Origin of the sequence: Actinokineospora inagensis DSM 44258, from assembly GCF_000482865.1 — a bacterium.
Classification (GTDB): Bacteria; Actinomycetota; Actinomycetes; order Mycobacteriales; family Pseudonocardiaceae; genus Actinokineospora; species Actinokineospora inagensis.
The window spans coordinates 13,960-38,411 of record NZ_AXWW01000065.1 but is presented as its reverse complement, the minus strand read 5'-3'; the positions used below and the strand labels follow the sequence as shown (position 1 = coordinate 38,411).

30 protein-coding genes are annotated in these 24,452 nt (G+C 71.3%); 2 read left to right on the top strand and 28 right to left on the bottom strand.

What is annotated here, in order from left to right:
• From H504_RS0122680 to H504_RS0122620, 13 genes are all read right to left on the bottom strand, one after another.
• On the bottom strand, window positions 1-209 hold a 209-nt coding region (locus H504_RS0122680), incomplete at its 3' end, for a tryptophan 2,3-dioxygenase family protein (RefSeq protein WP_026424641.1).
• Window positions 206-1,144: a diiron oxygenase gene (locus tag H504_RS36495; protein ID WP_035305440.1), complete on the bottom strand. Its 939-nt coding sequence runs from the start codon at window positions 1,142-1,144 to the stop codon at window positions 206-208. The genes H504_RS0122680 and H504_RS36495, both read right to left, overlap by 4 nt.
• Complete coding sequence (locus tag H504_RS36490; RefSeq protein ID WP_051386151.1) at window positions 1,141-2,379, bottom strand: aminotransferase class I/II-fold pyridoxal phosphate-dependent enzyme; 1,239 nt, start codon at window positions 2,377-2,379, stop codon at window positions 1,141-1,143. Before H504_RS36490 ends, H504_RS36495 begins: the two co-directional genes overlap by 4 nt.
• Entirely contained in the window at window positions 2,379-3,176 is a 798-nt protein-coding gene (locus H504_RS0122665; RefSeq protein ID WP_026424640.1) for an SDR family NAD(P)-dependent oxidoreductase, read from the bottom strand. The genes H504_RS36490 and H504_RS0122665 overlap by 1 nt, the downstream gene beginning before the upstream one ends.
• A 100-nt stretch (window positions 3,177-3,276) precedes the next feature.
• Window positions 3,277-4,074 carry an alpha/beta hydrolase gene (locus tag H504_RS0122660; RefSeq protein WP_026424642.1) on the bottom strand — a complete coding sequence of 266 codons (798 nt, stop codon included), beginning with the start codon at window positions 4,072-4,074 and terminating at the stop codon, window positions 3,277-3,279.
• A complete protein-coding gene (locus H504_RS36485) occupies window positions 4,071-4,283 on the bottom strand; it encodes a tautomerase family protein (RefSeq protein ID WP_035305437.1) in 213 nt (70 codons plus the stop codon). The genes H504_RS0122660 and H504_RS36485 overlap by 4 nt, the downstream gene beginning before the upstream one ends.
• A 16-nt stretch (window positions 4,284-4,299) precedes the next feature.
• The gene (locus H504_RS0122650) at window positions 4,300-5,142 is read right to left on the bottom strand and encodes a hypothetical protein (RefSeq protein WP_026424639.1); all 843 of its coding nucleotides are present in this window, start codon (window positions 5,140-5,142) and stop codon (window positions 4,300-4,302) included.
• A 3-nt stretch (window positions 5,143-5,145) separates the two neighbouring features.
• Window positions 5,146-5,778 (bottom strand): hypothetical protein, encoded by a 633-nt coding sequence (locus tag H504_RS0122645; RefSeq protein ID WP_026424638.1) that lies wholly within the window; start codon window positions 5,776-5,778, stop codon window positions 5,146-5,148.
• 120 nt (window positions 5,779-5,898) lie between these two features.
• A complete protein-coding gene (locus H504_RS36480; RefSeq protein ID WP_211239385.1) occupies window positions 5,899-6,282 on the bottom strand; it encodes a YciI family protein in 384 nt (127 codons plus the stop codon).
• 41 nt (window positions 6,283-6,323) lie between these two features.
• Window positions 6,324-7,055 (bottom strand): AfsA-related hotdog domain-containing protein, encoded by a 732-nt coding sequence (locus H504_RS0122635; RefSeq protein WP_051386150.1) that lies wholly within the window; start codon window positions 7,053-7,055, stop codon window positions 6,324-6,326.
• Window positions 7,056-7,057: 2 nt separating this feature from the next.
• Window positions 7,058-7,327, bottom strand: coding sequence for a phosphopantetheine-binding protein (locus H504_RS0122630; protein ID WP_026424636.1), 270 nt, complete (start codon window positions 7,325-7,327; stop codon window positions 7,058-7,060).
• Window positions 7,321-8,151, bottom strand: coding sequence for an SDR family NAD(P)-dependent oxidoreductase (locus H504_RS0122625; protein WP_211239384.1), 831 nt, complete (start codon window positions 8,149-8,151; stop codon window positions 7,321-7,323). Before H504_RS0122625 ends, H504_RS0122630 begins: the two co-directional genes overlap by 7 nt.
• On the bottom strand, window positions 8,148-9,485 hold the full coding sequence (locus H504_RS0122620; protein WP_026424634.1) for a class I adenylate-forming enzyme family protein: 1,338 nt from the start codon (window positions 9,483-9,485) through the stop codon (window positions 8,148-8,150). Before H504_RS0122620 ends, H504_RS0122625 begins: the two co-directional genes overlap by 4 nt.
• Window positions 9,486-9,668: 183 nt before the next feature.
• Here H504_RS0122620 and H504_RS36475 point away from each other — a divergent pair, with 183 nt between their 5' ends.
• The gene (locus tag H504_RS36475; RefSeq protein ID WP_051386149.1) at window positions 9,669-10,352 is read left to right on the top strand and encodes an HAD family hydrolase; all 684 of its coding nucleotides are present in this window, start codon (window positions 9,669-9,671) and stop codon (window positions 10,350-10,352) included.
• 596 nt (window positions 10,353-10,948) lie between these two features.
• A complete protein-coding gene (locus tag H504_RS0122610) occupies window positions 10,949-12,175 on the top strand; it encodes an MFS transporter (RefSeq protein WP_026424633.1) in 1,227 nt (408 codons plus the stop codon).
• Between the two features lie 388 nt (window positions 12,176-12,563).
• Here H504_RS0122610 and H504_RS0122605 read toward each other — a convergent pair whose 3' ends face one another.
• The 15 genes from H504_RS0122605 to H504_RS0122535 form a co-directional block, all read right to left on the bottom strand.
• Window positions 12,564-14,339, bottom strand: a complete 1,776-nt coding sequence (locus tag H504_RS0122605) for an acyl-CoA dehydrogenase (protein ID WP_026424632.1) — start codon at window positions 14,337-14,339, stop codon at window positions 12,564-12,566.
• Between the two features lie 119 nt (window positions 14,340-14,458).
• Entirely contained in the window at window positions 14,459-15,001 is a 543-nt protein-coding gene (locus H504_RS0122600; protein WP_026424631.1) for a hypothetical protein, read from the bottom strand.
• 44 nt (window positions 15,002-15,045) lie between these two features.
• The gene (locus H504_RS0122595; RefSeq protein WP_026424630.1) at window positions 15,046-15,735 is read right to left on the bottom strand and encodes a 2-hydroxychromene-2-carboxylate isomerase; all 690 of its coding nucleotides are present in this window, start codon (window positions 15,733-15,735) and stop codon (window positions 15,046-15,048) included.
• On the bottom strand, window positions 15,732-16,469 hold the full coding sequence (fabG, locus tag H504_RS0122590; protein WP_425394070.1) for a 3-oxoacyl-[acyl-carrier-protein] reductase: 738 nt from the start codon (window positions 16,467-16,469) through the stop codon (window positions 15,732-15,734). The genes H504_RS0122595 and fabG overlap by 4 nt, the downstream gene beginning before the upstream one ends.
• Before the next feature lie 133 nt (window positions 16,470-16,602).
• Window positions 16,603-17,094, bottom strand: coding sequence for a 3-hydroxyacyl-ACP dehydratase FabZ family protein (locus H504_RS0122585; protein WP_051386147.1), 492 nt, complete (start codon window positions 17,092-17,094; stop codon window positions 16,603-16,605).
• Between the two features lie 2 nt (window positions 17,095-17,096).
• On the bottom strand, window positions 17,097-17,489 hold the full coding sequence (locus H504_RS0122580; RefSeq protein ID WP_026424627.1) for a 3-hydroxyacyl-ACP dehydratase FabZ family protein: 393 nt from the start codon (window positions 17,487-17,489) through the stop codon (window positions 17,097-17,099).
• Window positions 17,489-17,737, bottom strand: a complete 249-nt coding sequence (locus tag H504_RS0122575) for an acyl carrier protein (protein WP_026424626.1) — start codon at window positions 17,735-17,737, stop codon at window positions 17,489-17,491. Before H504_RS0122575 ends, H504_RS0122580 begins: the two co-directional genes overlap by 1 nt.
• A gap of 25 nt (window positions 17,738-17,762) precedes the next feature.
• Window positions 17,763-19,121, bottom strand: coding sequence for an acetyl-CoA carboxylase biotin carboxylase subunit (locus H504_RS36470; RefSeq protein WP_245614410.1), 1,359 nt, complete (start codon window positions 19,119-19,121; stop codon window positions 17,763-17,765).
• A 1-nt stretch (window position 19,122) separates the two neighbouring features.
• Entirely contained in the window at window positions 19,123-19,611 is a 489-nt protein-coding gene (locus tag H504_RS36465; RefSeq protein WP_051386146.1) for an acetyl-CoA carboxylase biotin carboxyl carrier protein, read from the bottom strand.
• Window positions 19,604-21,328 carry an acetyl-CoA carboxylase carboxyltransferase subunit alpha gene (locus tag H504_RS36460; RefSeq protein WP_425394071.1) on the bottom strand — a complete coding sequence of 575 codons (1,725 nt, stop codon included), beginning with the start codon at window positions 21,326-21,328 and terminating at the stop codon, window positions 19,604-19,606. The genes H504_RS36465 and H504_RS36460 overlap by 8 nt, the downstream gene beginning before the upstream one ends.
• 35 nt (window positions 21,329-21,363) lie before the next feature.
• Complete coding sequence (locus H504_RS0122555) at window positions 21,364-22,389, bottom strand: beta-ketoacyl synthase N-terminal-like domain-containing protein (RefSeq protein ID WP_026424625.1); 1,026 nt, start codon at window positions 22,387-22,389, stop codon at window positions 21,364-21,366.
• Window positions 22,390-22,402: 13 nt separating this feature from the next.
• Window positions 22,403-22,759 carry a hypothetical protein gene (locus tag H504_RS0122550; protein ID WP_026424624.1) on the bottom strand — a complete coding sequence of 119 codons (357 nt, stop codon included), beginning with the start codon at window positions 22,757-22,759 and terminating at the stop codon, window positions 22,403-22,405.
• Window positions 22,760-23,164 (bottom strand): hypothetical protein, encoded by a 405-nt coding sequence (locus H504_RS0122545; RefSeq protein WP_026424623.1) that lies wholly within the window; start codon window positions 23,162-23,164, stop codon window positions 22,760-22,762. It lies immediately after the preceding gene.
• The gene (locus tag H504_RS0122540; protein WP_026424622.1) at window positions 23,164-23,490 is read right to left on the bottom strand and encodes a hypothetical protein; all 327 of its coding nucleotides are present in this window, start codon (window positions 23,488-23,490) and stop codon (window positions 23,164-23,166) included. The genes H504_RS0122545 and H504_RS0122540 overlap by 1 nt, the downstream gene beginning before the upstream one ends.
• Entirely contained in the window at window positions 23,487-24,422 is a 936-nt protein-coding gene (locus H504_RS0122535) for an alpha/beta hydrolase (RefSeq protein WP_026424621.1), read from the bottom strand. The genes H504_RS0122540 and H504_RS0122535 overlap by 4 nt, the downstream gene beginning before the upstream one ends.
• Between the last annotated feature and the right edge of the window lie 30 nt (window positions 24,423-24,452).

Here is a 24,452-nt window from a genome sequence, read left to right as displayed (position 1 = left end):
GTGGCGGTGTCGTACTGGCCGTCGCGGAGGGTGGTGGTGGCGTGGTCGAGGTCGAGGAGGAGTTGGGCGACCCAGAGTTCGCTGGCCTGGTGGACGATGATGAAGAAGTGCTCGGCGGCGTGGACGCGGGGGCCCTCGGTGGCGGGGACGCGGGGGCGTTGCAGGTCGAGCAGGGTGTCGAGGGCCAGGTAGTCCTGGTAGTCGGTCACGGGGTCTCCTTCCCGGTGGCCACGAGCCCGTGGGCGGCGAACGCCTCGTGGGCGCCGGGGACGTCGAACACCCCTGCGGCGCGGAAGACCCGGACGGTGGCTCGGCAGATGGTGGCGACGCGGTCCTCGCCCGCGCCGGACAAGTACGAATCGGTGACGACGGCGGTGGCGGTGGCAGTGTCGAGCCCCGCCAGCCGCAGCGCGCCGAGGACGGGAGCGGTGTCCCAGTCGAGGCAGGCGCGGACGAGGGCGGGGAGGGCGCGGGCGACGGGGCCGCGCAGGGAGCGGTCGAGCCCGGCCCACAGGTGCTGGAAGAAGTCGGCGAAGAACCGGTGGTGGTGGCCTTCGTCGCGGGCGTGGTCGCGGGTGAGGTCGCGGACGACGGTGAGCACGGTCGGGTCGTTGGGGATCTCGTTGAGGACCGCGGTCACCAACGTCTCGAACACGACGGCCTGCAGCAGCGGGACGAGCGCGGGCGCCTCGGGCAGGGTGCGGGCACCGGCGGCGGCGAGCGCGTCGACGAAACCGCCGAAGTCCCAGTCCGGGATGGGGACACCGGTCTCGCGGGCGACCTGGTCGGCGAGGTCGAGGCTGTAGAGAGCGTGGTAACCCTCGTCGCAGTAGACCTTGAACGCGTCGAGCCGGTGCCTGCCGGTGAGGTCGACCCCGCTGCGACCGTTGGCGATGAGCTCGGCGGCGGGGTTGACGACCCGGGTCTCCAAGTGCGTGGTGGACAACAGGAACTGGTAGAGGTGGCGGATCGCGAGATCACGGCGCTGCGCGGCCGGCAACGCGACGACGACCTCGTGCGACAGGTGGGGGACGTGCTGGGCCGGGTAGAACACCTTGCCCTGGTCGGTTTCGTCGTGGAACAGCCTGCGCACACCGGAGCGCACACCTGAGGTGTCGTACCAGGTGGAGAAGGGCGCGTTCACCGGGTCACCACCGGGGCGACGGCCGCGGCCAACCGGTCGACACCCAAACCGACCTGGTCGGGGGCCTGGGCGAAGCAGACGCGGAACCAACCCGGTTCGGCCGCGCCGAACGATGTGCCCGGCAACACGTTGACCTTCGCGCGCAGGATCGCTTGCCACAGGGCGGTTTCCGCGTCGACCGTGGGTTCGGGGAGGGTGGTGCGGAGGTCGGTCCAGATGCTGAAGCCCGCGGTGGCCGGGAGGTGCGGGATGCGGTGGGTGGTGAGGCGGGCAGCCAGGTGTTCATAAGAGGCAGCGAGGCGGCGGTTGTTCTCCGTGACAAGGCGGGCGACGAGGGCGTCGTCGGTGAGGAGGTCGCGGAGGAGGGCCTGGGTGTCGGCGGAGACGGTGGCGAAGTAGGCCAGGGCGCGGGCGGCGGGGCGGATGGCCGAACCCGCCCGGAGGACGCCGACTTTGAGGCCGGAGAGGCCGAAGTCCTTGGCGAACCCCCACACCACGTGCACCCGCTCGGCGTCGAATCCGTCCACTATGGAGGGATCGAGCGCGCTGCGGAAGGGGCGCGGGCCGAAGGCGCAGTGGGCGTAGACCTCGTCGGAGATCAGGTCCAGATCGTGCCGCGTGGTCATCCGGAGGAGGTCGCGCAGGGACTCGGGGGTGTGGACGAGGCCGTGCGGGTTGGCCGGCGAACTGATGGCGACCGCGCGCACGGTGTGGCCGTCGCGGCGGAGGCGGACGACGGCGCGGGCGAGCAGGTCGGCGTCGAGCGCGAAACCGTCCGATTCGGACATTGGGACCGGCATGATCCGCGCGCCGGAGCGGGCGGTGAGGTCTTCGGCGAACGCCGAGTAATACGGGGCGGGGACGATGATGACGTCCCCCGGGTCGCAGAGCGTGGTGGCGGCGATGTCCAGCGCGGCGGTGCCGCCCGCGGCCACGACGAGGTCATCGGGGTCTACCGGGCCACGCCATCGACGGGTGAGCACACCCGCGATGGCCGAACGCAGACCAGGATCGCCGTGCGGCAGGCCGTAGTGGGTGTCCGCGGCGGTACGGCGGCGCGGGGCGGTGATGGCGGGTTCGAGGAGGTCCCAGAGCAGGCGGTTCTCGGCGGTGCCGAGGTTGATGAAGCCGTCCGGGTTGTGGCTCGGGTGGTACGGGTCCGCCTCGGCCTGGAAGTGGGCGGCGGCGATGGCGGGCGTGGCGGCGGCCATCCGCGCGGCGGCTCGGGAGACCATCAGCTCGCGCTCCCCACGGGTTCCCGCGCGGACAACAGTCCGGGGTGGACACCCAGACCCATCGAGGCGTCCAGGACGGCGCCGTGCATGAGGGCGGCGGCCGGGGTGGTCAGCCAGTGCACCAGTTCGGCGACCTCGGCCGGTTCGATCAACCGGCCGCCGGGCAGGCGCGCGCACAGCTCGGCGCGGCCCTGGTCGGTGAGCTTGTCCAGGGTGCTGGCCCGCAGCATCTCCGTGTCGACCGCGCCGGGGCAGACGGCGGCGACCCGCACCGGCTGGTGCGTCAGCTCGGCCGCCAGGTGCCGGGTCAGGTAGGCCAGCGCCGCCTTGCTCATCCCGTCGGCGATGTGGAAGCCGGGGAAGGTGGCCACTCCCCCGCCGACGCTGGCGATGTTGACGATCACGCCGTGGCCCCGGCGCAGCATGTCCGGCAGCACCTGGTCGACCAGCCACAGCGGGCCGACGCTGTTGACCTTGAGGAACACCGCGGCCAACTCGGCCTCACCGCCGTCGACCTGGCGGCGCACCGTCTCGGAGCCGACCGCGGCGTTGTTGACCAGGACGTCGACCGGGCCGGGCAGCTCGGCCGCCAGCCGCTGGTGCGACACCCAGTCGCCCTGTTCGAACTCGAACGCGGCCACCTCGTGGCCCGCCGCGGTCAACTCGGCCGCGATCCGCCCGGCCCGCTCGCGACCGGAGCGGTAGGTGAACCACACCCGGTCTCCGGCCGCGGCGAACCGGGCCACCAGCGCGGCGCCGATCCCGCTGGACCCGCCGGTCACCAGTACCGTCCGCATAGGACATTCCTCTCCGCGCCGGGTGGCGCTGTTCACGGTGCGGGGACAGTGAAGGCCGCCGCGATCAAGCGCAACTCAAGCGGCACTCGGGCGCCGGGTCTCAGCAGGACCGGGCCAGGGCGTGCACCAGGGACCCGACGGGGTCGGCGGGATCGCCGAGGCCCAACGGGAGGTCGAAGTGGTTCCGACCGGACACCACGACGTCGGTGACCGAGACGCCCACGGCGCGGGCGCGGGCGCCGAACACCGACTGCTGTTCGGCGAACCCGACCGGCTCGTCGTCGCCGCGGACCAGCACCAGCGGCGGCCACCCCGGTCGCAGCGACCGGGCCGGACCGCAGCGGGCGACCTCGTCCTCGGTCAGCCCGACCTCGGCGCCGATGGTGGTGCGGCGCAGCGGACCCAGTTCGTAGAGGCCGCTGAGCAGGACCGCGCCGATGGCGGGAAACCCGTCCGCCAGGGCCATTCCGGCCAGTTGCGCCCCGACCGAGTGGCCGACGAGCACGATCCGCCCCGGGTCGAACCCCACCTGGTCCGCGCTCGACACCAAGTGCCACAGGGATTCCACCACCGACGAGGTGATCTCGCCGACGGACGCGGCCGGTGAGAGCGGGTACCCGATGGCGGCGAACGCGATCCCGGCGCCGACCAGGCCGCCCGCCGGGTAGGCCGAGTCCCGCTCGTCGAGGAGCTGCCAGTAGCCGCCGTGCACGAAGACCACCAGCGGCGCGTCGGGTGCCGCCGGGAAGTAGTGGGTCTGGTGCGGCAGTTCCCGCCAGGGCAGGGTGGCGCGGGCGGCGGCGGACCGGGTGGCGTACTCGTCGAGGTAGGGCTGGACCGAGGGCACCGACCGGCCGGGGAGGTAGGCGTGGTCGAGCGCCGGGATCGCGGAGGTCACTGCAGCCTGCTCAGCCGGGCGAACTGCGGGTTCGAGCCGATCACCCCGGCCTCGCCCCACTGGGTCTGCGGGATCGTGTTCACCACGACGGTGATCTTGTCCAGCGGCGCGCCGATGGTCTTGTGCACGGTGGCGGTGATCTCCTCGATCAGCTCCTGCCACTTCTCGTCGGTCTGGTTGGGCCAGGTGGTGACGGTGATGAACGGCATCGGGGTGCTCCTCGTGTCAGTCGGTGGTGCGGAGTTCGTGCAGGCCGGGGGTGGGCAGCTTGAGCTGGGCGTGCACGTCGCCGCCGAGTCCGAAGTGGCCGATGGCACCGCCGTAGTTGGTCTGGTGGCTCATCCACAGCAGGATCACGTTGACGATCCGGTTGACGCCGGGGCCGGGTTCGGGGAACGGGTTGGGCAGCACGGCCCGGTAGGTGCCGTTGCCGTGCTCGTCGGCGACGAAGACGTTCGGGATGCCGAGCGGACCGGGCCGGGTCGGGCCAGCCGGGTCGAGATCATGTTCGCGCAAGGACATCACCGTGTAAAGGCTGTCCGGGATCAGACCGGTGAACTCACAACGGAACTCGGCACTGCGCCGGTCGTCGGCGATGGTGATGTCCACCGCGCCCCGCGCCTTGAGCCACTCGCCCAGGGTGATCGGGGCGGTGATCTTCGGGCCGTCCTCCTTGCGGACGTCCGGGATCGGCACCGCGTGGAACGGGTAGCTCGGCCGCACGATCGGGGCCGTGTCGGGGATCTGCTCGGGGGCGAACACCATCGCGTAGTTGTTGGTGGGCAACGGGGTCGGCAGCGTGGCGAGCACGATGTCCTCGTCGGCCGGGGTCAGCGTGTCCGGCAGGTGCCGCACGACCGTGTACGGGGCGACCTCGCCGAACGGCGGGACCTCGCTGTCCGGGGAGACGATCGCCCGGCCCCACCGGCGGGTCACGCCGCCGTCCGCGCCGCGCTCAAGGATCCAGCCGACGACCACGAAGTCGCCGTTGGTGTCCATGACCTCGCTGGGCGGGTAGACCGGGCCCTGGGTGGTGACGGTCAGCTCGTAGCTGTGTCGCTCGGCCACGGCTCAGCCCACCCGCTGGAACACGGTGGTGGACAGGCCGCGGTCGTCGCCGCCCGCCGGGATGATGTAGTTGTCGCGCGCCTCGACCAGGATGTCCCGGTACTCCTGGCTGGCGAACACCGGCAGGTACTCCTCGGGCGCGCAGTCGAAGCCGGACACGAAGACCACGCCGGGGCGGGTGCTGACCAGCGAGTGGTAGGCGAGGAACACGTCGACCTGATCGGCCTTGCGGACGGTCTCGAAGATCGTGCGGTCCCGCCAGGCGCGGTAGGCGTGGTAGGCGGGCGGGCGGACCTCGACGTGCCGCAGTTCGACGTACTCGGTGGCCGGGATCGGGTCGGCGGTCGGCTTGGGCGCCTCGACGAACTCCAGCAACTGGCGGCGGAAGTCGCCCGCCAGCGCGGGGGCCAGTTCGCCGCCGAGCTTGCGCCACCGGCGTTCCTGGTCGGCGAGCTCACCCGGCTCGCCCAGCGCGGTCAGCTCCATCAGGGCGGGCGCGCCGACGGCGCGGTAGAGCACCGAGGACTGGGTGTAGGTGGGCTGGGACCGGTTCTCGGTGAGCCAGGTGGCCTGGACCTGGTCGACGGACTCCGGCCGGACGGGCACCTCGGTGACCAGCAGCAGCGTGGCTGCCATGTCGACTCCTCTCCACGGGTGGTGGTGCGCGGGGCTCTTTCGGGCAGCTCTTTCGGGCAGGGGTGGGCCGCCCACGGGCCGCGTCGGGAGGCGGCGGCCCGCGGGCAGCGGCGCGGGTCACTAGATGGGGGTGGGCGGCCTGCGCGGTTCGGGGGTTTCCGGCGTGACCGGGAGGGTGACCACCGAGTTGCCGGACGGGGTGAAGGCGCGGATGTCGACCACGCCCCACACGTCGCCGGTGCTGAACGGGTCCTGGTCGACGAAGTCCTCGACCGCGGCCAGGTGCCCGGCCTCGACCAGGAACAGCGATCCGACCTGGGTCTCGCCGTCCGGGCCGAGCAGCGGGCCGTACAGCAGCACCCGCGGTCCGGTCCCGGTGTCGCGCAGCCGGGCCAGCCGGGCGGAGTGCTCGGCGCGGGCGGCCGCCCTGCGGTTCGCCGCGTCGGGGTGGTCGAGGCAGTGGACGGCCCAGAACACGGCGGCCTCCTCCTTCGTGCGTTCCACTTGGTACGTTCTACTTCGTTCGTTCTACTGAGGACAGTTGGTTAGGCAGGGCGGACGTGGTCGCGCACGGCCTGGCGGGCGGCGAGGGCCTCCTGCTTGGCGCTGAAGGTCTCCGGCACCACCCGGTACTGCGCCTCGATCTCGGCGGCGACCAAGCCGCCCTGCTCGACGGTCAGCAGTACCTCGAACACCTCGTCGACCGGGGTGCGGGTCCGCTCGACCACCCGCTGCCGCACGATGGCGGGCAGCGGGAAGACGAACCGGAGGAACCGCGAACGCACCGAGCCGACCACGAACCGGGTCTTCACCGAACCGTCCAGCAGGAACCGCTCGGACACCGCGGTCCAGGTCTGCCTGGCCGCCTCGATCAGCGCGACGGCCGGGATGTGCTGACCGGTGAGGTGGTCTTCGAGGGTCTCGTTGGCCTGGTCGACCAGGAGGTCGGCGGTGAAGGTCACGGCGTCGACCTGCCGGGGTGGGCCGATCATGACGTTGCGGTCCTCGCGCTTGTGGGTCAACGACTTCTCGACCCGGCGCGGCACCTCCACCCCCACCGCTGCCACGGCGTGCGCGGCGAGCCGGGTCAGCTCGTCGTCGGACAGGCCCTGCCCGACGACGACCGGCCGGTCCGCGTACTCCCCGCCCGCGAGGTAGGTCGACACGGACACGGTGTCCCGGTTGGCCAGGAACTCGGCGAACCGGTCCCCGACCACGACAACCGGCGTCGCGACCAAGGTGTCCACAGTGGACAAGTTGGTGATCTCGGCGGTCACGGCTACACCAGCGCCTTGGCCGCGGCCCGCTGGTACGCGGCGACCAGGTCGTCCACGCAGGAGATGTCGGCGAGCACGACGTCGTCGGCGAACGGGTCCGCGCCGATCTCCGCCTCCAGCTCGATGATCAGCCGGGCCAGCAGCAGCGAGGTGAGCGCCAGCTCGTGCAGGCTCTCCGCCCCGGTGACCGGCCGGGCCGCGACCCCCGCCTCGGCCAGCAGGTCGGTGATCCTCCCGTGCACAGCGGATCTGACGTCGAGCGTGCTCAACATGTGATACCTCCGTCTACGACGATGCTCTGCCCCGTGATGAACGAGGACTGGGCGGACACCAGGAACTGCACGACGTCGGCGATCTCGTCGACGGCGGCGACCCGACCGAGCGGGGTCCGCCTGCGGATGCGCTCGCGGTCGCGGTCGGTGACCAGTGCGGTCATGTCGGACTCGAAGAACCCGGGGACAACCGAGTTGACCCGGATGCCCAGCGCGCCGAGCTCGCGGGCCAGGCTGCGGGTGAACCCGTCGAGGCCCGCCTTCGCCGCGGAGTACACCGCGACGCCGCGGTGACCGCGGATGGCGTTGATCGACGAGACGTTGACGATGGTGCCGCCGCCGGTGCGCGACATGGCCCGCGCGCACACCTGGGTCAGCACGATGGGGGCGACCAGGTTGGCCCGCACCAGGTTGTCGATCTGGTCGCCGGGCGTGGTCAGGGCGAGTTCGCTGTGCTGCAGCACGCCTGCGTTGTTGACCAGCGCGTCCACCCGGCCGAACCCCGTGGCCACCTCGCGGACGAAGGCCCGCACGGCGTCGGTGTCGGTCAGGTCGACCCGGGCGAAGTGGAACTGGTCGGGCCGCTCGGTGGCGGTGCCGGTGGTGAACTCCGTGTCGGAGCGGGCGAAGGTGGCGACCCGGTAACCGCGGTCGAGCAGCCGTTCCACCAGCACCCGACCGAGGCCGCGGCTGCCGCCGCTGACCACCGCTACCGGGCTGTCGAGCCCCGGCCGGACCAGCGCCTTGGCAGGCTCGGCCGCTTCGACGGCCTCGACCACATCGACCGCGGTGGCTGCCGGGGCCGCCTCGCTGACGGCGGTCACGAGACTTTCCTGGTCTTCTTGAACCGGTCGGAGTGGTGCTCGGCGGCGGACACGGTGACCACGGCGGGCACCTTGAACGCCTCAAGGCGGCGGGCGCACTCCTCCCGGACCCGGCGGCCCACCAGCCGCTGGTCCTCCGCGGCGACCAGCTTCACCGTGGCCACCACGACGTTGCCGGTGACCGGGCTCGGCTTGCCCGACACAGTCACCTCGGCGACGTTGGGCACGTCGAGGATCACGCTCTCCACCTCGCTGGGGTACACCTTCTCCCCACCGACGTTGATGATCTCCGAGCGCCTGCCCAGGATGCGCACCCACTCGCCGTCGGTCTCCACCACGTCCTGGGTGTTGAAGAACCCCTCGTCGTCGAACGGGGCGGGCGCGTTGAGGTAGCCGAGCATGGCCATCTCGGAGCGGATCCACAGCACGTTGTCGACGACCTTGTGCTCGAACCCGGCCGCGCCCAGCTTCACCCACAGCGAGTCGTCGCCGCGCGAGCGGGTCGGCAGGATGCCCAGCTCGGACAGGCCGTAGGTCTGCTTGAACCGGATCTGCGGGAAGACCTCCTTGAGCCTGCGCAGGGTGGTCAGCGGCATCGGCTCGGTGCCGTAGGTGATGAGCTGGAGCGAGTCGAGGCGGTGCCGGTCGGCGGCGCCGGAGATCAGCACCATGTTGAGGAAGGTCGGCGTGGTCGGCAGGACCTGCACGTCGTGCGCGGCGACGGCGGCCAACACGGCGTCCGGGGTGCGCTCGGCGACGGTGACGACGGTGCCGCCCTGGCTCAGCGTGGCCAGCAGCGTGTTGACGCCGCCGATGTGGTCCAGGCTCAGGAAGGACAGGATCCGGCGCGGCTTGGTCGGCTCGCCGTAGCGGGCGATGACCTTGTCGAAGTCCAGCACGGACGCCTTGCTGCGACCGGACGTGCCGGAGCTGAACAGCACCAGGCCGGGCGCGCCGACGGCGCGCAACCGCCGGTACAGCTCGTGGTCGGCGACCTTGCCGGTGCGGGTCACCACCCGGCTGGTCCCGTCCGCGGCGATGAGCACCTCGGCGGCGCACACGTCCAGGAACTCGGCCCGCTTGTCGGCGGGCAGCACGGTCAGCGGCACGACGATCACGTCGCGGGCGATCAGCGCGAGCAGCCCGGCGCACAGGTCCGGCGAGTACGGGCCCTCCAGGGTGACGACCTGGCCGGGCGCGACGTCGTGCCGGTCGAGCAGGTCCTGCCAGTCGGCGACGCGGTCGAGCAGCTCTCGGTAGGTGGTGGTGCCGTCGAACACGATCGCCTCGGCGTCTTCGAAGCCCGCGAGGCGGTCGAGGAACGGGTGATGCACGGTGTTCTCCGGGGATCTGGTTGAGGAGTAGGGGCGCGGCGTGGCCGCGGCGACGGGATTGACGCTATGGCAGTGGAAAACCAACCCACAACGCTCACTGTGAGGTCTCAGGCCGGCCATGCTGGAGGGGGTAGCCGGTCGGGCACTGGCGCGGCGCGGCCCGGGTGCGGTCAACTCGGTGCCATGCGAGCCGCCTTCTTCGACGTCGACGAGACCGTCATCACCGTCAAGAGCATGTTCGAGTTCCTCCGGCACTGGCTCGACGACGAGACCAGCTACGCCGCCACCATGAACCGCGTGCACGCCATGGCCGAGGGCGGCGTGCACCGCACCGAGATCAACCGCTTCTACTACCGGCAGTTCACCGGCGTCCCCGCCGCCGAGGTCCGCGCCGCGGGCGCGGACTGGTACCAGCGCTACCGCCGCGGCCCCAACGCCTTCCACGTCGCCACCCTGCGCGCCCTCGCCGACCACCGCACCCGCGGCGACCTGGTCGTCCTGGTCACCGGCTCGTTCCGCCCCATCCTGGGCCCCCTGATGGCCGACATCGGCGCCGACGAGGCCCTCTGCAGCGACCCGGTCATCGACGTCGACGGCCGCTACACCGGCGAGGTCCCCATCCCGATGATCGGCGACAACAAAACCGCCGCCGTCGCCGCCCGCATCGCGTCACTCGGCCTCGACCCCGCCAACTGCTCCGCCTACGGCGACCACCACACCGACCTCGGCATGCTGTCCCTGGTCGGCGACCCGGTGGCGGTCGGATCGGACCCGGTGCTCGCGGCCGAAGCCACCACCCACGGCTGGCGCACCCTGCCGGGCACCACGGGCCCACTCAGCGCGGGACTTCTGTCCACTGTGGATTAACCGGCGGCACGGGCAGGGGGAACCGAGTGGCTCGGCCGGCGCTGGATGTCAGCCCGCTCAAGGAATCGCCGGGGTTTCGGTGGTTGTGGGTCGGGTCGACGGTGTCGGCAGCCAGTTGACATTATTCGCGGTCGCGTTGCAGGTGTTCACCGTGACGGAGAGATCGTTGGCGTTAGGAGCAGTCGGGCTGCTCGCCGCGGCATCGGAAGCCGCCGCCCATGACCGGCGTACCCTGCCGGACACTACAGGCCCACTCAGCGCGAGATTCTGTCTACTGTGGATTGATCGGCGGCGCGAACAGGGGAACAGGGTGGCTCGACTGGTACCGGATGTCAGCCCACTGAAAGAATCGCCGGGGTCCCGGTAGTTGTGGGTCGGGTCGACGGTGGTGGCAGCCAGTTGGCTTTATTCGCAGTCGCGTTGCACGTGTTCACTGTGACGAGGAGCTCGTTGGCGGTGAGTGTGGTCGGGCCGTGCGCCGCGGCGCCGGAAGCCGCTGCCCATGGCCGGCGTACCCTACTGAGCACGACAGGCCTGTTCGGCGCGGGACTTCTGTCTACTGTGGATTGACTGGCGGCGCGAGCAGGGGGAACCGGGTGGCTCGGCTGGTGCTGGATGTCAGCCCGCTCAAGGAGTCGCCGGGGTTTCGGTGGTTGTGGGTCGGGTCGTCGGTGTCCCAGTTCGGGAGTCAGTTGACCTTGTTCGCGGTGGCGTTGCAGGTGTTCACCGTGACGGGGAGTTCGTTGGCGGTGGGGGCGGTCGGGCTGTGCGCCGCGGTGCCGTCGGTGGGGTTGGCGTTGCTTGGCGGGAGCACCGCGGACGCGGTGGATCGGCGGAAGTTGGTGTTGGGGACGACCAGCGGGTTGGCGCTGGTGTCGGTGGGGTTCGTGGTCCAGGCGGCGCTGGGGAACCGGGCCGTGTGGGTGTTGTACGCGCTGGTGGTGGTGCAGGGCCTGGTCAGCGCGGTCAACGCGCCCGCGCGGCGGACGTTCGTGGCGCGGTTGTTGCCCAAACGGCAGTTGGCGGCGGGCGCGGCGTTGACGATGGCGGCGATGCACGCGAGCGCGATCGCGGGACCGGTGGTGGCGGGGGTCATCGCCGGGGCGTGGGGGCTGAAGGTCTGCTACCTGGTCGACGCGTTGTCGTTCGCCGCGTCGTTCATCGGTGTGGCCCGGTTGCCGTCGATGCGGCCGGAGGGTGCGCCTGCCCGGCCGGGGCTGCGGGCGGTGGGCGAGGCGTTGGGGGTGGTCAAGCGGGATCGGGTGCTGCTGGGGGCGTTCCTGGCCGACCTGTGCGTGACGCTGGTGGGCAGTCCGGTCGCGCTGTTCCCGGCGGTCAACGTGGAGCGGTTCGGCGGGGCGGCGCAGACGTTGGGGCTGCTCACGGCGGCGGTCGCGGTGGGCGGACTGCTCGGGTCGACGTTCTCCGGGCCCGCGCTGCGGGTGCGGGCGCAGGGGCGAGCCCAGTTGATCCTGTGTATCGCGTGGGGGGTGTTCACCTGCGGGTTCGGTCTGTCGTACGGCCTGGTGCCCGCATTAGTGTTCCTCACGTTGTCCGGGGCGGCGGACGCGCTGATCGTGGTGCTCCGGTCGGCGGTGGTGCAGGCGGTGACGCCGGACCGGTACCGGGGGCGGATCACCGCGGCGGACTACGTGGTCGGGGTCAGCGGCCCGCAGGCCGGGCGGTTCCGGGCCGGAGCGGTGGCCACACTCACGTCGACCACGGCGAGCGCGGTCGGTGGTGGCTTGGCCGCCGCCGGGACGGCCGTGCTGCTCTGGGTGACGTTGCCGCGGTTCGCGCGCTACCGGTCCAGCGAGGACTGACGGCAGCCCCCAGCGGTGTCAGTTCCCCTAATACCGCTCGCACCTCCCAAGTGCGGTGATCTCGCTCGAGCGAGGGAGAGGCGATCCTGACCGGCCCGACCGGTGACGGCACCACGAACACCCCCGCCCAGCGACGGCGGCCGGATCGTGACCAGATCGAAGCCGTTGGGTGGGCAACCTCGGGTGGGGATGGGGCGGTATCTCCTCTCGAGGACGGTGAGGAGCGGAGTGAGCGCGATGGAACCGGTGAAAGCCCTGCTCGGCCGGGCTTTCGGCACCGACGAGCCGCCGATGCGGGTGGATGTGGCGACCGTGGCGGCGGTGGCCCGGTCCAGGTGGACGTGGTGGCGGCCCGCGGTCGGGCGGGCCGCCTACCATCCACTGTGGACTAGAAGGCGTCCTCCGGGATCGCCATCAGCAGGCCGTCCGTGGTCGCGGTGGCGGCGGTGAGGAAGGCCGTGACCTCGGGCAGCACCGTCCGCGCGAACCACTGGGCGGTGGCGACCTTGCCCTGGTAGAACGGCACGTCGGCGGGCTTGGCGGTGGGGAGCTTGGCGGCGGCGACCTCGGCCTGGGTGAGCAGCAGCCAGGCCACCACCACGTCGCCGAGGGCGAACAGCAGGCGGGTGGTGTTCTCGCCGACCAGGTACGGGTTGGGCGGTTGGGCGGTCAGCTCGCCGACCATCAGGCCGAGCAGCGACTGGGTCTGCTCCAGCGCCGCGCGCAGCAGGTCGGCCTCGGCGCCGTCGTACTCGGCGATCCGGCCGACCAGCAGGCCGAGTGAGACGCCGTTGTCGCGGACGATCTTGCGGAAGAACAGGTCCATCGACTGGATGGCCGTGGTGCCCTCGTAGAGGCTGTCGATCCTGGCGTCGCGGACGTACTGCTCCAGCGGGTAGTCCTGCAGGTAGCCGGACCCGCCGAAGATCTGCAGGGCGTGCATCAACTGCTCGGATGAGCGCTCCGCGCCGTACCCCTTCACCAGCGGGAGCAGCAGGTCGTTGAGCCCGGCGGCGGACTCGTCACCCAGGGCGGCGGCCTCCTGGCACCCCGCCGTGTAGGCGACGAGGGCGCGCAGGCCCTCCGCGTACGCCTTCTGGGTGAGCAGGCTCCGGCGCACCTCGGGGTGGTGGATGATGGTGACCCGCGGCGCGGTCTTGTCCGCCAACTGGCCGATGTCGGCACCCTGTACCCGGGTGCGGGCGAACTCCACCGCGTTCCGGTAGCCGGTGGCCAGGGTGGCGATCGCCTTGGTGCCCACGGTCATCCGGGCGTTCTCGATGATGTGGAACATCTGCTTGATGCCGTCGTGCTCCTCGCCGAGCAGCCAGCCCACCGCGGGCCGCTCGGCGCCGAAGACGAGTTCGCAGGTGGTGGACGCCTTGAGGCCCATCTTGTGCTCGACGTTGGTCGCGTACACGCCGTTGCGCTCGCCGAGTTCGCCGCTGTCCCAGTCGAAGAGGTACTTGGGCACCAGGAACAGCGACAGGCCGCGGGTGCCCGGACCGGCGCCTTCCGGGCGGGCCAAGACGAAGTGCACGATGTTCTCGGCCAGGTCGTGCTCACCGCCGGTGATGAACCGCTTGACGCCGTCGATGTGCCAGGTCCCGTCGGGCTGCTGGACCGCCTTGGACCGGCCCGCGCCGACATCGGACCCCGCGTCCGGCTCGGTGAGGACCATGGTGGCGCCCCACGCCTTGTCGACCATCAGGCGGCCGATCTTCTGCTGCTCCTCGGTGCCGCGGTCGTGCAGCAGCCGGGTGAAGTTCACCCCCGCCGTGTACATGTACACCGCCGGGTTCGCGCCGAGCACCAGTTCCGCCAGCGCCCAGAACAGCCGTGGCGAGGCGAGCGTGCCGCCCAGCTCCGGCGGCAGGCCGAACCGCCAGAACTCGGCCGCCCGCCAGGTCCGGTACGCCTCGCCGACCGCCTTGGTGACGGTCACCTCGCGGGTCACCGGGTCGTACACCGGCGGCTCGCGGTCGCCCGCGGCGAGCGAGGGCGCGACCTCCTCGGTGACCAACCGGGCGACCTCGGCCAACGCGACCCGGGCCGTGTCGACATCCACTTCGGCGTACGGCCCGGTGCCGTAGGCGTCGGTCACGCCCGGCATCTCGAAGAGGACGAATTCCAGGTCGCGCAGGCTCGCCCGGTAGTGGCTCATGACTCCCCAGCCTAGAGGACAAACCCCAGGCCGGAACGGGATTTGTCCGGTAGCTGACAAGCCGTCCCGGCCCGTTCCACCACCATTCGTCGACGCACTACCAGCGGGTCGAACCCCGGCTAACCGACCGCGGCGGCGCTGCGTTCGGCCAGGGTGCGGAAGGTCAACAACTGCTTGCGCATCATCAGCAGGTCGCCCCAGGCGAGCGCGCGCCTGCGCGCCTCGTGCAGCGGGCCCGCGGAGCCACCGACCAGGAGCTTGGCGACGAGCCGGGTGGTACCAGGGGACGCCTCGCGGACGTCGTAGGTGAGGGCGAAGTCGCCGAAGAGCTGGTAGCCCCGGCCCGGCCGCATCCGGATGGTGAGGTGGCGGTCCGGTTCGAAGGACACCAACTCGAAGATGGTCATGATGTGCTGGCCGACCGCCAGCTCCTCGGCCCCCGGGGTGAGCGTGCGCGGGCTGCGGCGGCCGAGGTTGTCCAGCAGGTCGTAGCTGTACGGCGCGACCCGCATCTGGCACAGCCAGCGGTACACCACCGACGGGTCCGCCTTGATGTCGACGCCGCGGTACCAGACGGCCCGCGGGGTCGACATCACCTCGTCACACGGGTAGTCGCGATCGATCTCGACGGGGTGCACACCCCAGTGTGTTGGTACGCGCATGGTCCACCACTCCCGTTCCCCCGCCGCGCCACAGTGTAGCGACGTCAGCCGCAGCCGCCCGCGTGACCGAAGTCGCTGTCCCGGGTGTTCAGCGCCACCTCGGGGACAGCCGCCTCCGGCGCCGGGAGACCCGCGCGCACGGCGTCGACGAACTGCGGGAGCCGGTCCAGGCCCCAGTACTTGTCGCGGCCGTACACGAAGAACGGGACGCCGAACACGTCGTCGTGGTGCAGGTCCATCAGTGCCGCGGTGGACCGTTCGCGCAACGAGTCGCTGAGTGTGCCGTCGAACGCCTCGATGCCCAGTTCGGCGCAGATCTCCTTGATGACGGTGGGATCGCAGATGTCGCGGCCCTCCTGCCACCGGGCGCGCTGCACGGCCTCGACGTAGCGCTGCCCGATGCCCGCGTCGGCGGCGGCGAACCAGGGCAGGTGCGAGATCTCCCAGTCCGGGTCGCGGTCGACCGGCCACTTCACCGACAGGCCGCGGGCCGCCGCCAGCCGCCGCACGTCCTGCAGGATGTAGAGGTGCTTCTCCTTGGACATGGGGGTGTAGACGAACCGGCCACCGGCCGCCCGCAGGTCCGCGTCGCCGCGCTCGGTCGGCTCCCAGAACGGCCGCCACCGCAGGACCTCGGCCACGTCCGCGTACTTCGTGGCGAGGTCGTACTGCGCGAGCCAGGCGTACGGGCTGCGCAGCGAGAAGTAGTAGACGGCCTTCTTGGGCTTGCTCACAGCACGATCCCGCCGTCGACGTGCATGACCGAGCCGGTCACGTACGCGGCGCGGTCGGAGGCCAGGAAGGACACCATGTCGGCGACCTCCTGCGGGTGACCGAGACGACCCAGCGGGATGCTCTTGACCGCGGCGGCCTTGACCTTGTCCGAGAGCGCGTCGGTCATGTCGGTCTCGATGAAGCCCGGCGCCACCACGTTCACCCGGATGCCGTAGCGGCCGACCTCCTTGGCCAGCGCCTGGCTGAAACCGATGATCCCGGCCTTGGACGCCGAGTAGTTCGTCTGGGTCGGGTTGCCGTAGACACCCGCCACCGACGAGATGTTGATGATGCAGCCGCTGCGGGCCTTCATCATCTCGAAGACCACCGAGCGGCAGGCGTTGAAGGTGCCGTCCAGGTTCGTGTCGAGCACGTCGTGCCACTCCTGCTCGGTCATCATCAGCAGCGAGTTGTCCCGCACGATGCCCGCGGAGGTGACCAGCACGTCGACCGAGCCCAGCCGCTCGCCGGTGACCTGCACCAACTCGCGCACGGCGGCGTGGTCGGCGACGTCGCAAGACCAGGCCAGCGACCGGACGCCCAACTCGCTGACCTCCTTCTCCAGCTCTCGCGCCGCGTCGGCGTTCGACCGGTAGCAGAACGCCACGTCGAACCCGTCCTCGGCCAGCCGCAGCACGGCCGCCCGGCCGATGCCCCGCGACCCGCCCGTCACCAGGGCGATCCCCTTGGCCACGATGTCCCTCCTCGTTTCCGTACTCAGACTGGGTTTCCGACGTGGACCCGCCGACCACACGGTCCATATGAGTCCACTGTGGATGTGCGCGGGTGAGCCCGCCCGGCCCGCGCGGTGCGGGCGCGAGCGGGACTCAGCCGGTCAGTTCACTTGCCGGGCGCATGGCCATGACCACGCGGCCCACGGTCAGCACCACTTCACCGTCCACAAGGGACTCGCCCTCGAAGATGACGGTGTCGCTGAGCGCGCGCATCAACCGGATGCGGTGTTCGAGCACCGAGCCGGGCAGCACCGGGGCGGTGAACTCGATGTCGGCCATGCCGCCGAACAGCATCACCTGGCCGGTGAGCACGTCCGGGTTCGGGTTCTCCCAGGCCACCAGCACACCGGCGGCCTGGCACCAGGACTCGACCAGCAGCACCCGCGGGTAGCTCGCGTCGGTCGCGTCGTCGGGCAGGGCGGCGTACCACGGCTCGTTCGCGGTGACCGCCTTGTACGCGGTCAGGCCGACACCGGGCTCCAGGTCGGTGACCCGGTCGACCAACAGCATCGGGAAGCGGTGCGGCAGCACCTTCTTGATCTCGGCCAACCCGAGGGTGCCGACGGTGGTGGCGACAGCGGTCATGATCAGGCTCCCGTCTCGACCGGCCGGTAGCGCAGCCGGACCTGGGCGGCCCGACCGCGCGCGGTGTGCACCTGCGCCTTGCACAGCCAGTCCGCGCCGTCGGCGACCCAGTCGAACTCCGACTTGACCGTGTCGCCGGGGAAGACCGGGCTCTGGAACCGGGTGGACTCGACGGCCACCAGGCCCAGCGGCGGACCGGCCACCGGCGGCGCGGCCTGGGCACCGAGGTTCACGCACTCCACGACGCAGACCCCGGGGAAGATCGGGAAGCCGGGGTAGTGCCCGGGGAAGACCTGCTGCCCCGGGTCCACCACGACCTCCGTGACGGCGTGCCGGTCGCCGTGGTCCAGGACGGTCACCGCGGCGGTGACCGGACTGGCCGCCACGCCTGCCATCAGGCGGCCAGCTTCGCGGTCAGCAGGTCGTAGGCCTTCTTCAGGTTGGTGACCTCGCGCAGCTCGTTCTCCGCGATCTTCACGCTGTACTTCTTCTCCAGCACGACCATGACCTCCAGCGCCATCAGCGAGTCGACGCCGAGGTCCTCGATGAAGTCGACCTCGTCGGTGACCTCGGGGACGTCGACGTCGAGCACGTCGGCGACGGTGGCGCGCAGGTCTTCCAGGTCCAGGGTGGCGGAAGCCATTTCGAACTCCTCTTGTTGTCGGTTACTAGATGGCGACTTCGCGAGCCATGACGTCGACGAGGTCGAGGCGGTAGTCACCGGTGCGGAAACGCTCGTCGCGCACCAGCTCGCGGTGGAAGTCCACAGTGGTGGTGACCCCGGTGCAGGAGAACTCGCCGAGGGCGCGTTCCAGCCTGCGCAGGGCCAACTCCCGGGTCGGGGCCGTGACGATCAGCTTGGCCAGCAACGAATCGTAGTACGGGGGCACGACACAACCGCTGTGCGCGTGGGTGTCCACCCGCACACCGGGCCCGCCGGGCAGCACGAGCCGGTCGAGCCTGCCCGCCGAGCCCGCCCAGTCGTTGGTCGGGTCCTCGGCGTTGATCCTGGCCTCGATCGAGCACCCGGTGGGGGTGATGTCGGCCTGGGTGAAGGGAAGTCGCTCCCCCGCGGCGACCCGGATCATCCACTGCACGATGTCGACCCCGGTGCGTTCCTCGGTGACCGGGTGCTCGACCTGCAGACGGGTGTTCATCTCGATGAAGTACGGGGTGCCGGTCGGGTCCACCAGGAACTCGAACGTCCCGGCGCTCTCGTACCCGATGGCCCGCGCACCGGCGACGGCGGCGGCGCACAGCGACGCGCGCCCGGCGTCGTCCAGGAACGGCGAAGGGGATTCCTCCACCAGTTTCTGCTGTTTGCGTTGCACCGAGCAGTCGCGCTCACCGAGGTGCACGACGGTGCCGTGGCTGTCGGCGAGCACCTGCACCTCGATGTGCCGGGCGTCGGCGACGAACTTCTCCAGGTACACCCGCTCGTCGTGGAACAGGGTCCGCGCGGTGGCCGTGGTCGCCCGGAACGCCCCGGGCAGGTCGGCCGGGTCGCGCACGATCGCGATACCCCGGCCGCCGCCACCGGCCGCGGCCTTGATGACGACCGGGTAGCCGATCCGATCGGCGACCTCGGTCGCCTCGCGCAGCGACGCCAGCGGGCCGTCGGACCCGGGCAGCACCGGCACACCCGCCTTGAGCATGGCGGCTCGGGCGGCGATCTTGTCGCCCATCAGCGAGATCAGGTCGGCGGTCGGGCCGATGAACTTGACGCCCGCCTCCGCACAGGCACGGGCGAACACCGCGTTCTCGGACAGGAAGCCGTATCCGGGGTGCACGGCGTCGGCCCCGGTGCGGGCACACGCGTACAGCAGCGCGGGCATGTTGAGGTAACTGCGCGCGGCCGGGCCCGGTCCGACGCAGACCGCGTCGTCGGCGGTGCGGACGGCCATGCTGTCCCGGTCGGCCGTGGAGTGCGCGACGACCGCGCGCACGCCCAAGTCCTTGCAGGCGCGCACGATCCGCACCGCGATCTCACCGCGGTTGGCGACCAGGACGGTCCGGATGTCGGTCACGTCAGCTCGCCCCGATCACGAACAGCGGCTGGTCGAACTCGACGACCTCGCCGTCGGTGGCCGGGACGGCGGCGATGACACCCGCGCGGTCGGCCACGACCGGGTTCATCATCTTCATCGCCTCGACGATGCCCAACTGCTGCCCGGCCTCGACCCGGTCGCCCACCTCGACGAACGGCGCCTCACCGGGGGCCGGGCAGCGGTAGAACACACCGACCAGCAACGCCTTGACCTCGATGCCCGCCGGAGCCGGGGTCTCTGCGGCAACCGGCGCAACGGCGACCTGAGCACCGGCAACAGCGGTGATCACCGGCTGGTCGGCCTCGATCTCGACCCGGAACGAGCCGGACTCGAGCCGGATGCGGTTGACCGAGGTGGTGTCCACCAGCCGGACCAGCTCGCGCACCTGCGCCACCAGGGTCCCGAGGTCGACCTGGGACCGCTCGGCGAAGGCCCGCTCGACGGAGTCGGCAAGGGTCTGCTCAGACATGGGCGTTCTCCTCGATCGGGTGGTGGCCGGTGGGGCTGGGCAGGGTGACCGAGCCGTACCCGTGCAGGCGGCGGTAGCGGGCGGCCACCAGCGCGTCCGGCGCGGTGCCGTGCAGCTCGCGCAGAGCACGGCGCAGGGCGTCGGCGATGGCGGCAGCCGCGGCGGCGGGGTCGGTGTGCGCGCCGCCCTCGGGCTCCGGGATCAACTCGTCGGCGATCCCGAGCCCGCGCACCTGCGGGGCGCTCATCCGCAACGCGCGGGCGGCGTCGGGTGCCTTGCCCGCGTCGCCGAACAGGATGGTGGCGCAGCCCTCGGGGCTGATCACCGAGTACACGGTGTTCTGCTGCATCAGCAGCCGGTCGCCAGTGGCCAGGGCCAGCGCGCCGCCGCTGCCACCCTCACCGGTGACCACGGTGACGACCGGAACCCGCAGGCCCGCCGAGAGCACAAGCGCCTCCGCGATCGCGCCGCTCTGGTTGTCCTCTTCCGCCTTCATGCCGGGGTACGCGCCCGGAGTGTCCACAAGGGTCACAACGGGGACACCGAAGCGTTCGGCGAGGGTCATCAGCCGCATGGCCTTGCGGTAGCCGTGCGGGTGCGGCATACCGAAGTTGCGGCGCACGTTCTCCGGGGTGTCCCGGCCCTTGCAGTGGCCGATGACGACCACCGGGCTCTCGTCCAGCCAGGCCAGACCGCCGACGATGGCCTCGTCGTCACCGGACCAGCGGTCGCCGTGCAGCGGGACGAACCGGGTGAACACGCGCTCGATGTAGCCCAAGGCGTTGGGGCGACCGGGGTGGCGGGCCAGCTTGACCACGTCCCACACGTCGGCCTCCTCGCTCTGAACCGCGACCGCAGGGACCGCCTCCGCGGGCTTGGTACCGGCGGCGGCGTGGCAGGCGACGATGTCGCGCAGCACCAGGAACAGCTCGGACCGGTTGAGCACCAGGTCCAGGTGGCCGTGCTCGTGCAGGAACTCCGCGGTCTGGAAGCGCTTCGGCAGCGCCTGGCGGATGATCTGCTCAATGACCTGCCGACCGGCGAAACCCGCCCTGGTCCCGGTCTCGGCGATGATGATGTCGCCCAGCGCGGCGAAACTCGCGGACACACCGCCGTACACCGGGTCGGCCAGCACGCTGACGAACGGCACGCCCGCCCGCCGCATCCGGCCGATGGCGGCGGACGTCTTGGCCATCTGCAGCAGCGACAGGATGCCTTCCTGCATCCGCGCGCCACCCGACGAGGAGACCGCGATCAGCGGAACCCGCAGTGACCCGGCCAACTCGGCGGCGTAGGTGATCTTCGCGCCGACCACCGAACCCATGCTGCCGCCGAGGAACGCGAAGTCCAGCACCGCCAGCACGACCGGCTTGCCACCCATGGTCGCGGTGCCGACGACTGCGGCCTCGGTCAGGCCGGTTCCCTTGCGGGCCTTGGCAAGCCGGTCGGGGTAGGCGAGCTTGTCGGTGAACTCCAGCGGGTCTCCCCCGGTGGCGTCCGCGTGGTGCTCCTCGAACGACCCCGGGTCGGCGAGTTGACCGACGCGCTCACGGGCGCCGAGCCTGCCGTGGTGGCCGCACTCGGGGCAGACGTTGTCCGCGCGCCGGAGCTTGCTGCCGTGCACCACGGCCCGGCAGCCCCGGCAGGACACCCAGGCGTCGTCGGGCAGGGCCGCGATGCGCGTCAGGACGGCCCGGCCACGCTCAGCGAGTTCGATGGTCACGAGACCTCCTTTCCGCGTAGGTGTGCCGATCAGCGCAGGCGCAGGACGGCGGCGGCGACCACACCGTCGTGGTCGACCGAGGTGATCAGGGCGGACTTGCCGGACAGCTCGGACCGGCCCTCCGCGGTGGCGAGGACGGCGGTGGTCTGGAACGCCGCCGACGCCGCGGAGGTCTCACCGATCAGGTCGGCGCACACAACGGCCTCGGCCTCCGGCAGCACGTCCCGCACCCCGGCCAGCTCACCATCCAAACCGGACTCGGACACCAGCGCGACATCGGCCGGGGTGATCTCCGCGCTGCGCAGGACCCGCTCGACCAGGGCCTTGACCACCGGGCGGATACCCGCGGACTCGTGGTACATGGCGGTTTCCAGGCTCAACACCTCGGCCAGGCCGTCACCGCTGGGCTCGACCCGCAGCACCGCGCAGCCCTCACCGAGCAGGCCGACCTGGCCGCGGGCGCGCTGCTCCAGCCAGGCGCGGGCATGGGAGAACTCCTCCACGGCGCCGACCAACACCGGGTCCGCGTGCTTGTTGCGCTGCAACCGGAGCGCGTAGCGCAGGGCGAGCAGGCCGGACGCGCGGCCCGCGGCGATCGTGGTGTTCGGGCCCTGCAGCTTGTGCCAGATCGCGCACTGGCCCGCCGCGCAGTTCATCACCGTGTTGGGGAACCGGGCCGGGTCGACCAGGTGCGGCCGGGCGCCGGTCAGCGAGTCCCTGGTGAAGTCCATGATGGACTGGGCGCTGCCGGTGCTGGTGCCCAGGACCAGCGCCGTCCGCTCGTCGCCCTGTGCGCCGTCGAGCAACTGGCCGACGGCGGTGACCGCGAGGCCGGTCGCCCGGTCCATCGACCGGGTGCCCTTGCGGCCCAGGATGGCCTTGATGTCGAAGCCCGGCACCAGGCAGGCCCGCTCGACCGGGGCGGCCCAGCTCTCGTCCACAGTGGACGAGGCGACCTCGCCCGCGCGCAGGCCCTCGGTGAACGCGGCGGCGCCCATGCCCAGCGGGGAGACCGCGGACCAGGCGGCGATGACGGGGTAACGGGTGGTGCTCACCTGAGACTCTCCTTCAGAGGAACCAGACGGCTCGGTAGTCGGTCCAGCGGGCGGCGCCACGAACCACGCCGGGAAGCAGTTGGACGTCGCCGGGCAGGCCAGCGGCCGCCAGGTCGTCGTCGGTGACGGTGACGGTGACGCCCTCGTCGAGCAGGGTCCGCAGGGACGCCCGCGGGTCGGGCAGGGTGTCCAGCCCGACCACCGGCGGCACCGGGTCGGCGGTCACCGCGTAGGTCACCGCGAGCCCGCGCAGGCTCAGGTCGAGCCCGTCGAGCTGGCGGTTCAGCTCGCGGACCAGGTACAGCACGTCGGCGAACTGGGTCTCCACCGAGCCCCGGTAGCCGCGTTCCACGATCGCCAGGTACCGCACTCAGATCACCCCCAGGAACAGCGTCTTGCCCGCGGCGGCGACGTGTTCGCCGAACTTGAACGGCGGGCGCACCTTCACCTCGGGGATGTGCGTGGTGACCCCGCGTTCCTCACCGCAGAACCGGCAGGTGTACCAGGTCAGCCCGCCGCCGCAGCGGCCGAGCAGGTCGCCGATCGTCTTCGCGGTGGACGGGTAGTCGCGGGACCAGTCGACCACGTTGCGCGGTTTGGTGTCGCCGAGCGAAGACTGGGTCAGCATGGTCGCGTACCCGCAGGTCCACACCTGGACCCGGCCGCCTTGTCCGACAACGGCCTCGGCGACGCGCAGCGCGGACGCCACCATGTCCGAGGCGTGCGGGGCGCCCATGATCGCCAGCAGCAGGTCAGCTTCCGGGACGCGTGCCATCAGTGCCACACCGCCCGCACATCCGGGTCGAGCAGCAACTGGGCCACTTCGTCCACAGTGACCAGTCGCACGCCGTCAACTCTGGGCGCGGACTGCAAAGCCCGCTGCTCCAACGAGAACCGGTCGGCCCAGACCTGGGCGCCCGCCGCCAACAACACACCCACCTCGGGCAACGGCTTGCCGACGGCAGCGGTCACGCCGTCCTGCAAGAGGAACACGCAGACCTTGTCACCGGCGGAGAGGAACTCGGTGGCGTCGGCCAGGAAGCGGGAGCAGGCGGGGCCTGCCCACGGGCCGTGGGTCTCGATCAACAGGTGCGCGCTCACGCAGTCCCTCCACAGGCTTCGGCGAGGAAAGCGGTGACGCGCTCGCGGTACTCCTCGCGATCGAGGCGGACGCCGTTCATGTGCTGGGCCCCGGGCGCCACCCACCGCTGCGCGTCGGGGTACTCGGCGGCCACCCGCATCACCTGGGCGGCGGGCACGACCTGGTCCTTGGCCCCGCCGATGAACAGCATCCGGGTCACCGTGGTGGGCAGCGCGGGCGGCCAGCCGCGCACGGCCAGCATGCGGGTGCCGATCAGCGTGAAAACCTTGCGGTACAACGCCTGTGCGCCCGGCCTGGTCGCCTCGGCGGGTAGCGTCCCCCAGCGCAGCGCGCTGAAGTGCCGGAAACCACCGGGGATGTCGTACATCGGTCCGCTGTCGCAGATCACCGCGGCGACCCGGGGGCCGCCCGCCTTCAACGCGTAGATCGCGGGCCAGGTGGAGAAGGAGAACGCCAGCACGGCGATCTTGCCGCCCTTGGTGCGCGGGTCGGCGGCCACGAACCGGAGCACATCGCGCAGGTCGCTGGTGAACCGCTTCGCCATGGCCGTGACCTTGCCGTCACGCCCGCTGGCACCGTGGTTGCGCAGGTCGTACGCGAGCACGTGGTAGCCGGCGCCGTTGAGCAGCTTGATGTGGTCGAGCACCGCGGACTTGGTGCGCCCCATGCCGTGGCAGACGACGACCGTGTGCGGACCGTCGCCGGGCACGAACCAGCCGTCCAGCCGAACCCTGTCCCGTGAGGTGACCACGTGCACGGGCTCGCTGGTCAACCCCTTCTGCTCCGGAGTGCGACCGGGTTTCGCCGTGGGCGGGTGGTAGACGCCGTAAGCGTCCTGGGCCGCGAGCCGCAGCGCCGCCAGCCACGCGCGGACGGTGGCGGGCAGCGTCCCCCCGCGCGGCGCGGCGGCGATCTCCGCGGTGTCGGTCACGTGCTTCCCCTGTCTGTCCTGAAGAGACTG

What these genes read in the sequence shown, in the direction of transcription:
- H504_RS36490 (WP_051386151.1), bottom strand. Translation starts at nt 2,379, where the DNA reads ATGGTCTCCCGAGCCGCCGCGCGGATGGCCGCCGCCACGCCCGCCATC.
- H504_RS0122665 (WP_026424640.1), bottom strand. Translation starts at nt 3,176, where the DNA reads ATGCGGACGGTACTGGTGACCGGCGGGTCCAGCGGGATCGGCGCCGCG.
- H504_RS36485 (WP_035305437.1), bottom strand. Translation starts at nt 4,283, where the DNA reads ATGCCGTTCATCACCGTCACCACCTGGCCCAACCAGACCGACGAGAAG.
- H504_RS0122645 (WP_026424638.1), bottom strand. Translation starts at nt 5,778, where the DNA reads ATGGCAGCCACGCTGCTGCTGGTCACCGAGGTGCCCGTCCGGCCGGAG.
- H504_RS0122630 (WP_026424636.1), bottom strand. Translation starts at nt 7,327, where the DNA reads ATGTTGAGCACGCTCGACGTCAGATCCGCTGTGCACGGGAGGATCACC.
- H504_RS36475 (WP_051386149.1), top strand. Translation starts at nt 9,669, where the DNA reads ATGCGAGCCGCCTTCTTCGACGTCGACGAGACCGTCATCACCGTCAAG.
- H504_RS0122605 (WP_026424632.1), bottom strand. Translation starts at nt 14,339, where the DNA reads ATGAGCCACTACCGGGCGAGCCTGCGCGACCTGGAATTCGTCCTCTTC.
- H504_RS0122600 (WP_026424631.1), bottom strand. Translation starts at nt 15,001, where the DNA reads ATGCGCGTACCAACACACTGGGGTGTGCACCCCGTCGAGATCGATCGC.
- H504_RS0122585 (WP_051386147.1), bottom strand. Translation starts at nt 17,094, where the DNA reads ATGACCGCTGTCGCCACCACCGTCGGCACCCTCGGGTTGGCCGAGATC.
- H504_RS0122580 (WP_026424627.1), bottom strand. Translation starts at nt 17,489, where the DNA reads ATGGCAGGCGTGGCGGCCAGTCCGGTCACCGCCGCGGTGACCGTCCTG.
- H504_RS0122575 (WP_026424626.1), bottom strand. Translation starts at nt 17,737, where the DNA reads ATGGCTTCCGCCACCCTGGACCTGGAAGACCTGCGCGCCACCGTCGCC.
- H504_RS36465 (WP_051386146.1), bottom strand. Translation starts at nt 19,611, where the DNA reads ATGTCTGAGCAGACCCTTGCCGACTCCGTCGAGCGGGCCTTCGCCGAG.
- H504_RS0122545 (WP_026424623.1), bottom strand. Translation starts at nt 23,164, where the DNA reads ATGGCACGCGTCCCGGAAGCTGACCTGCTGCTGGCGATCATGGGCGCC.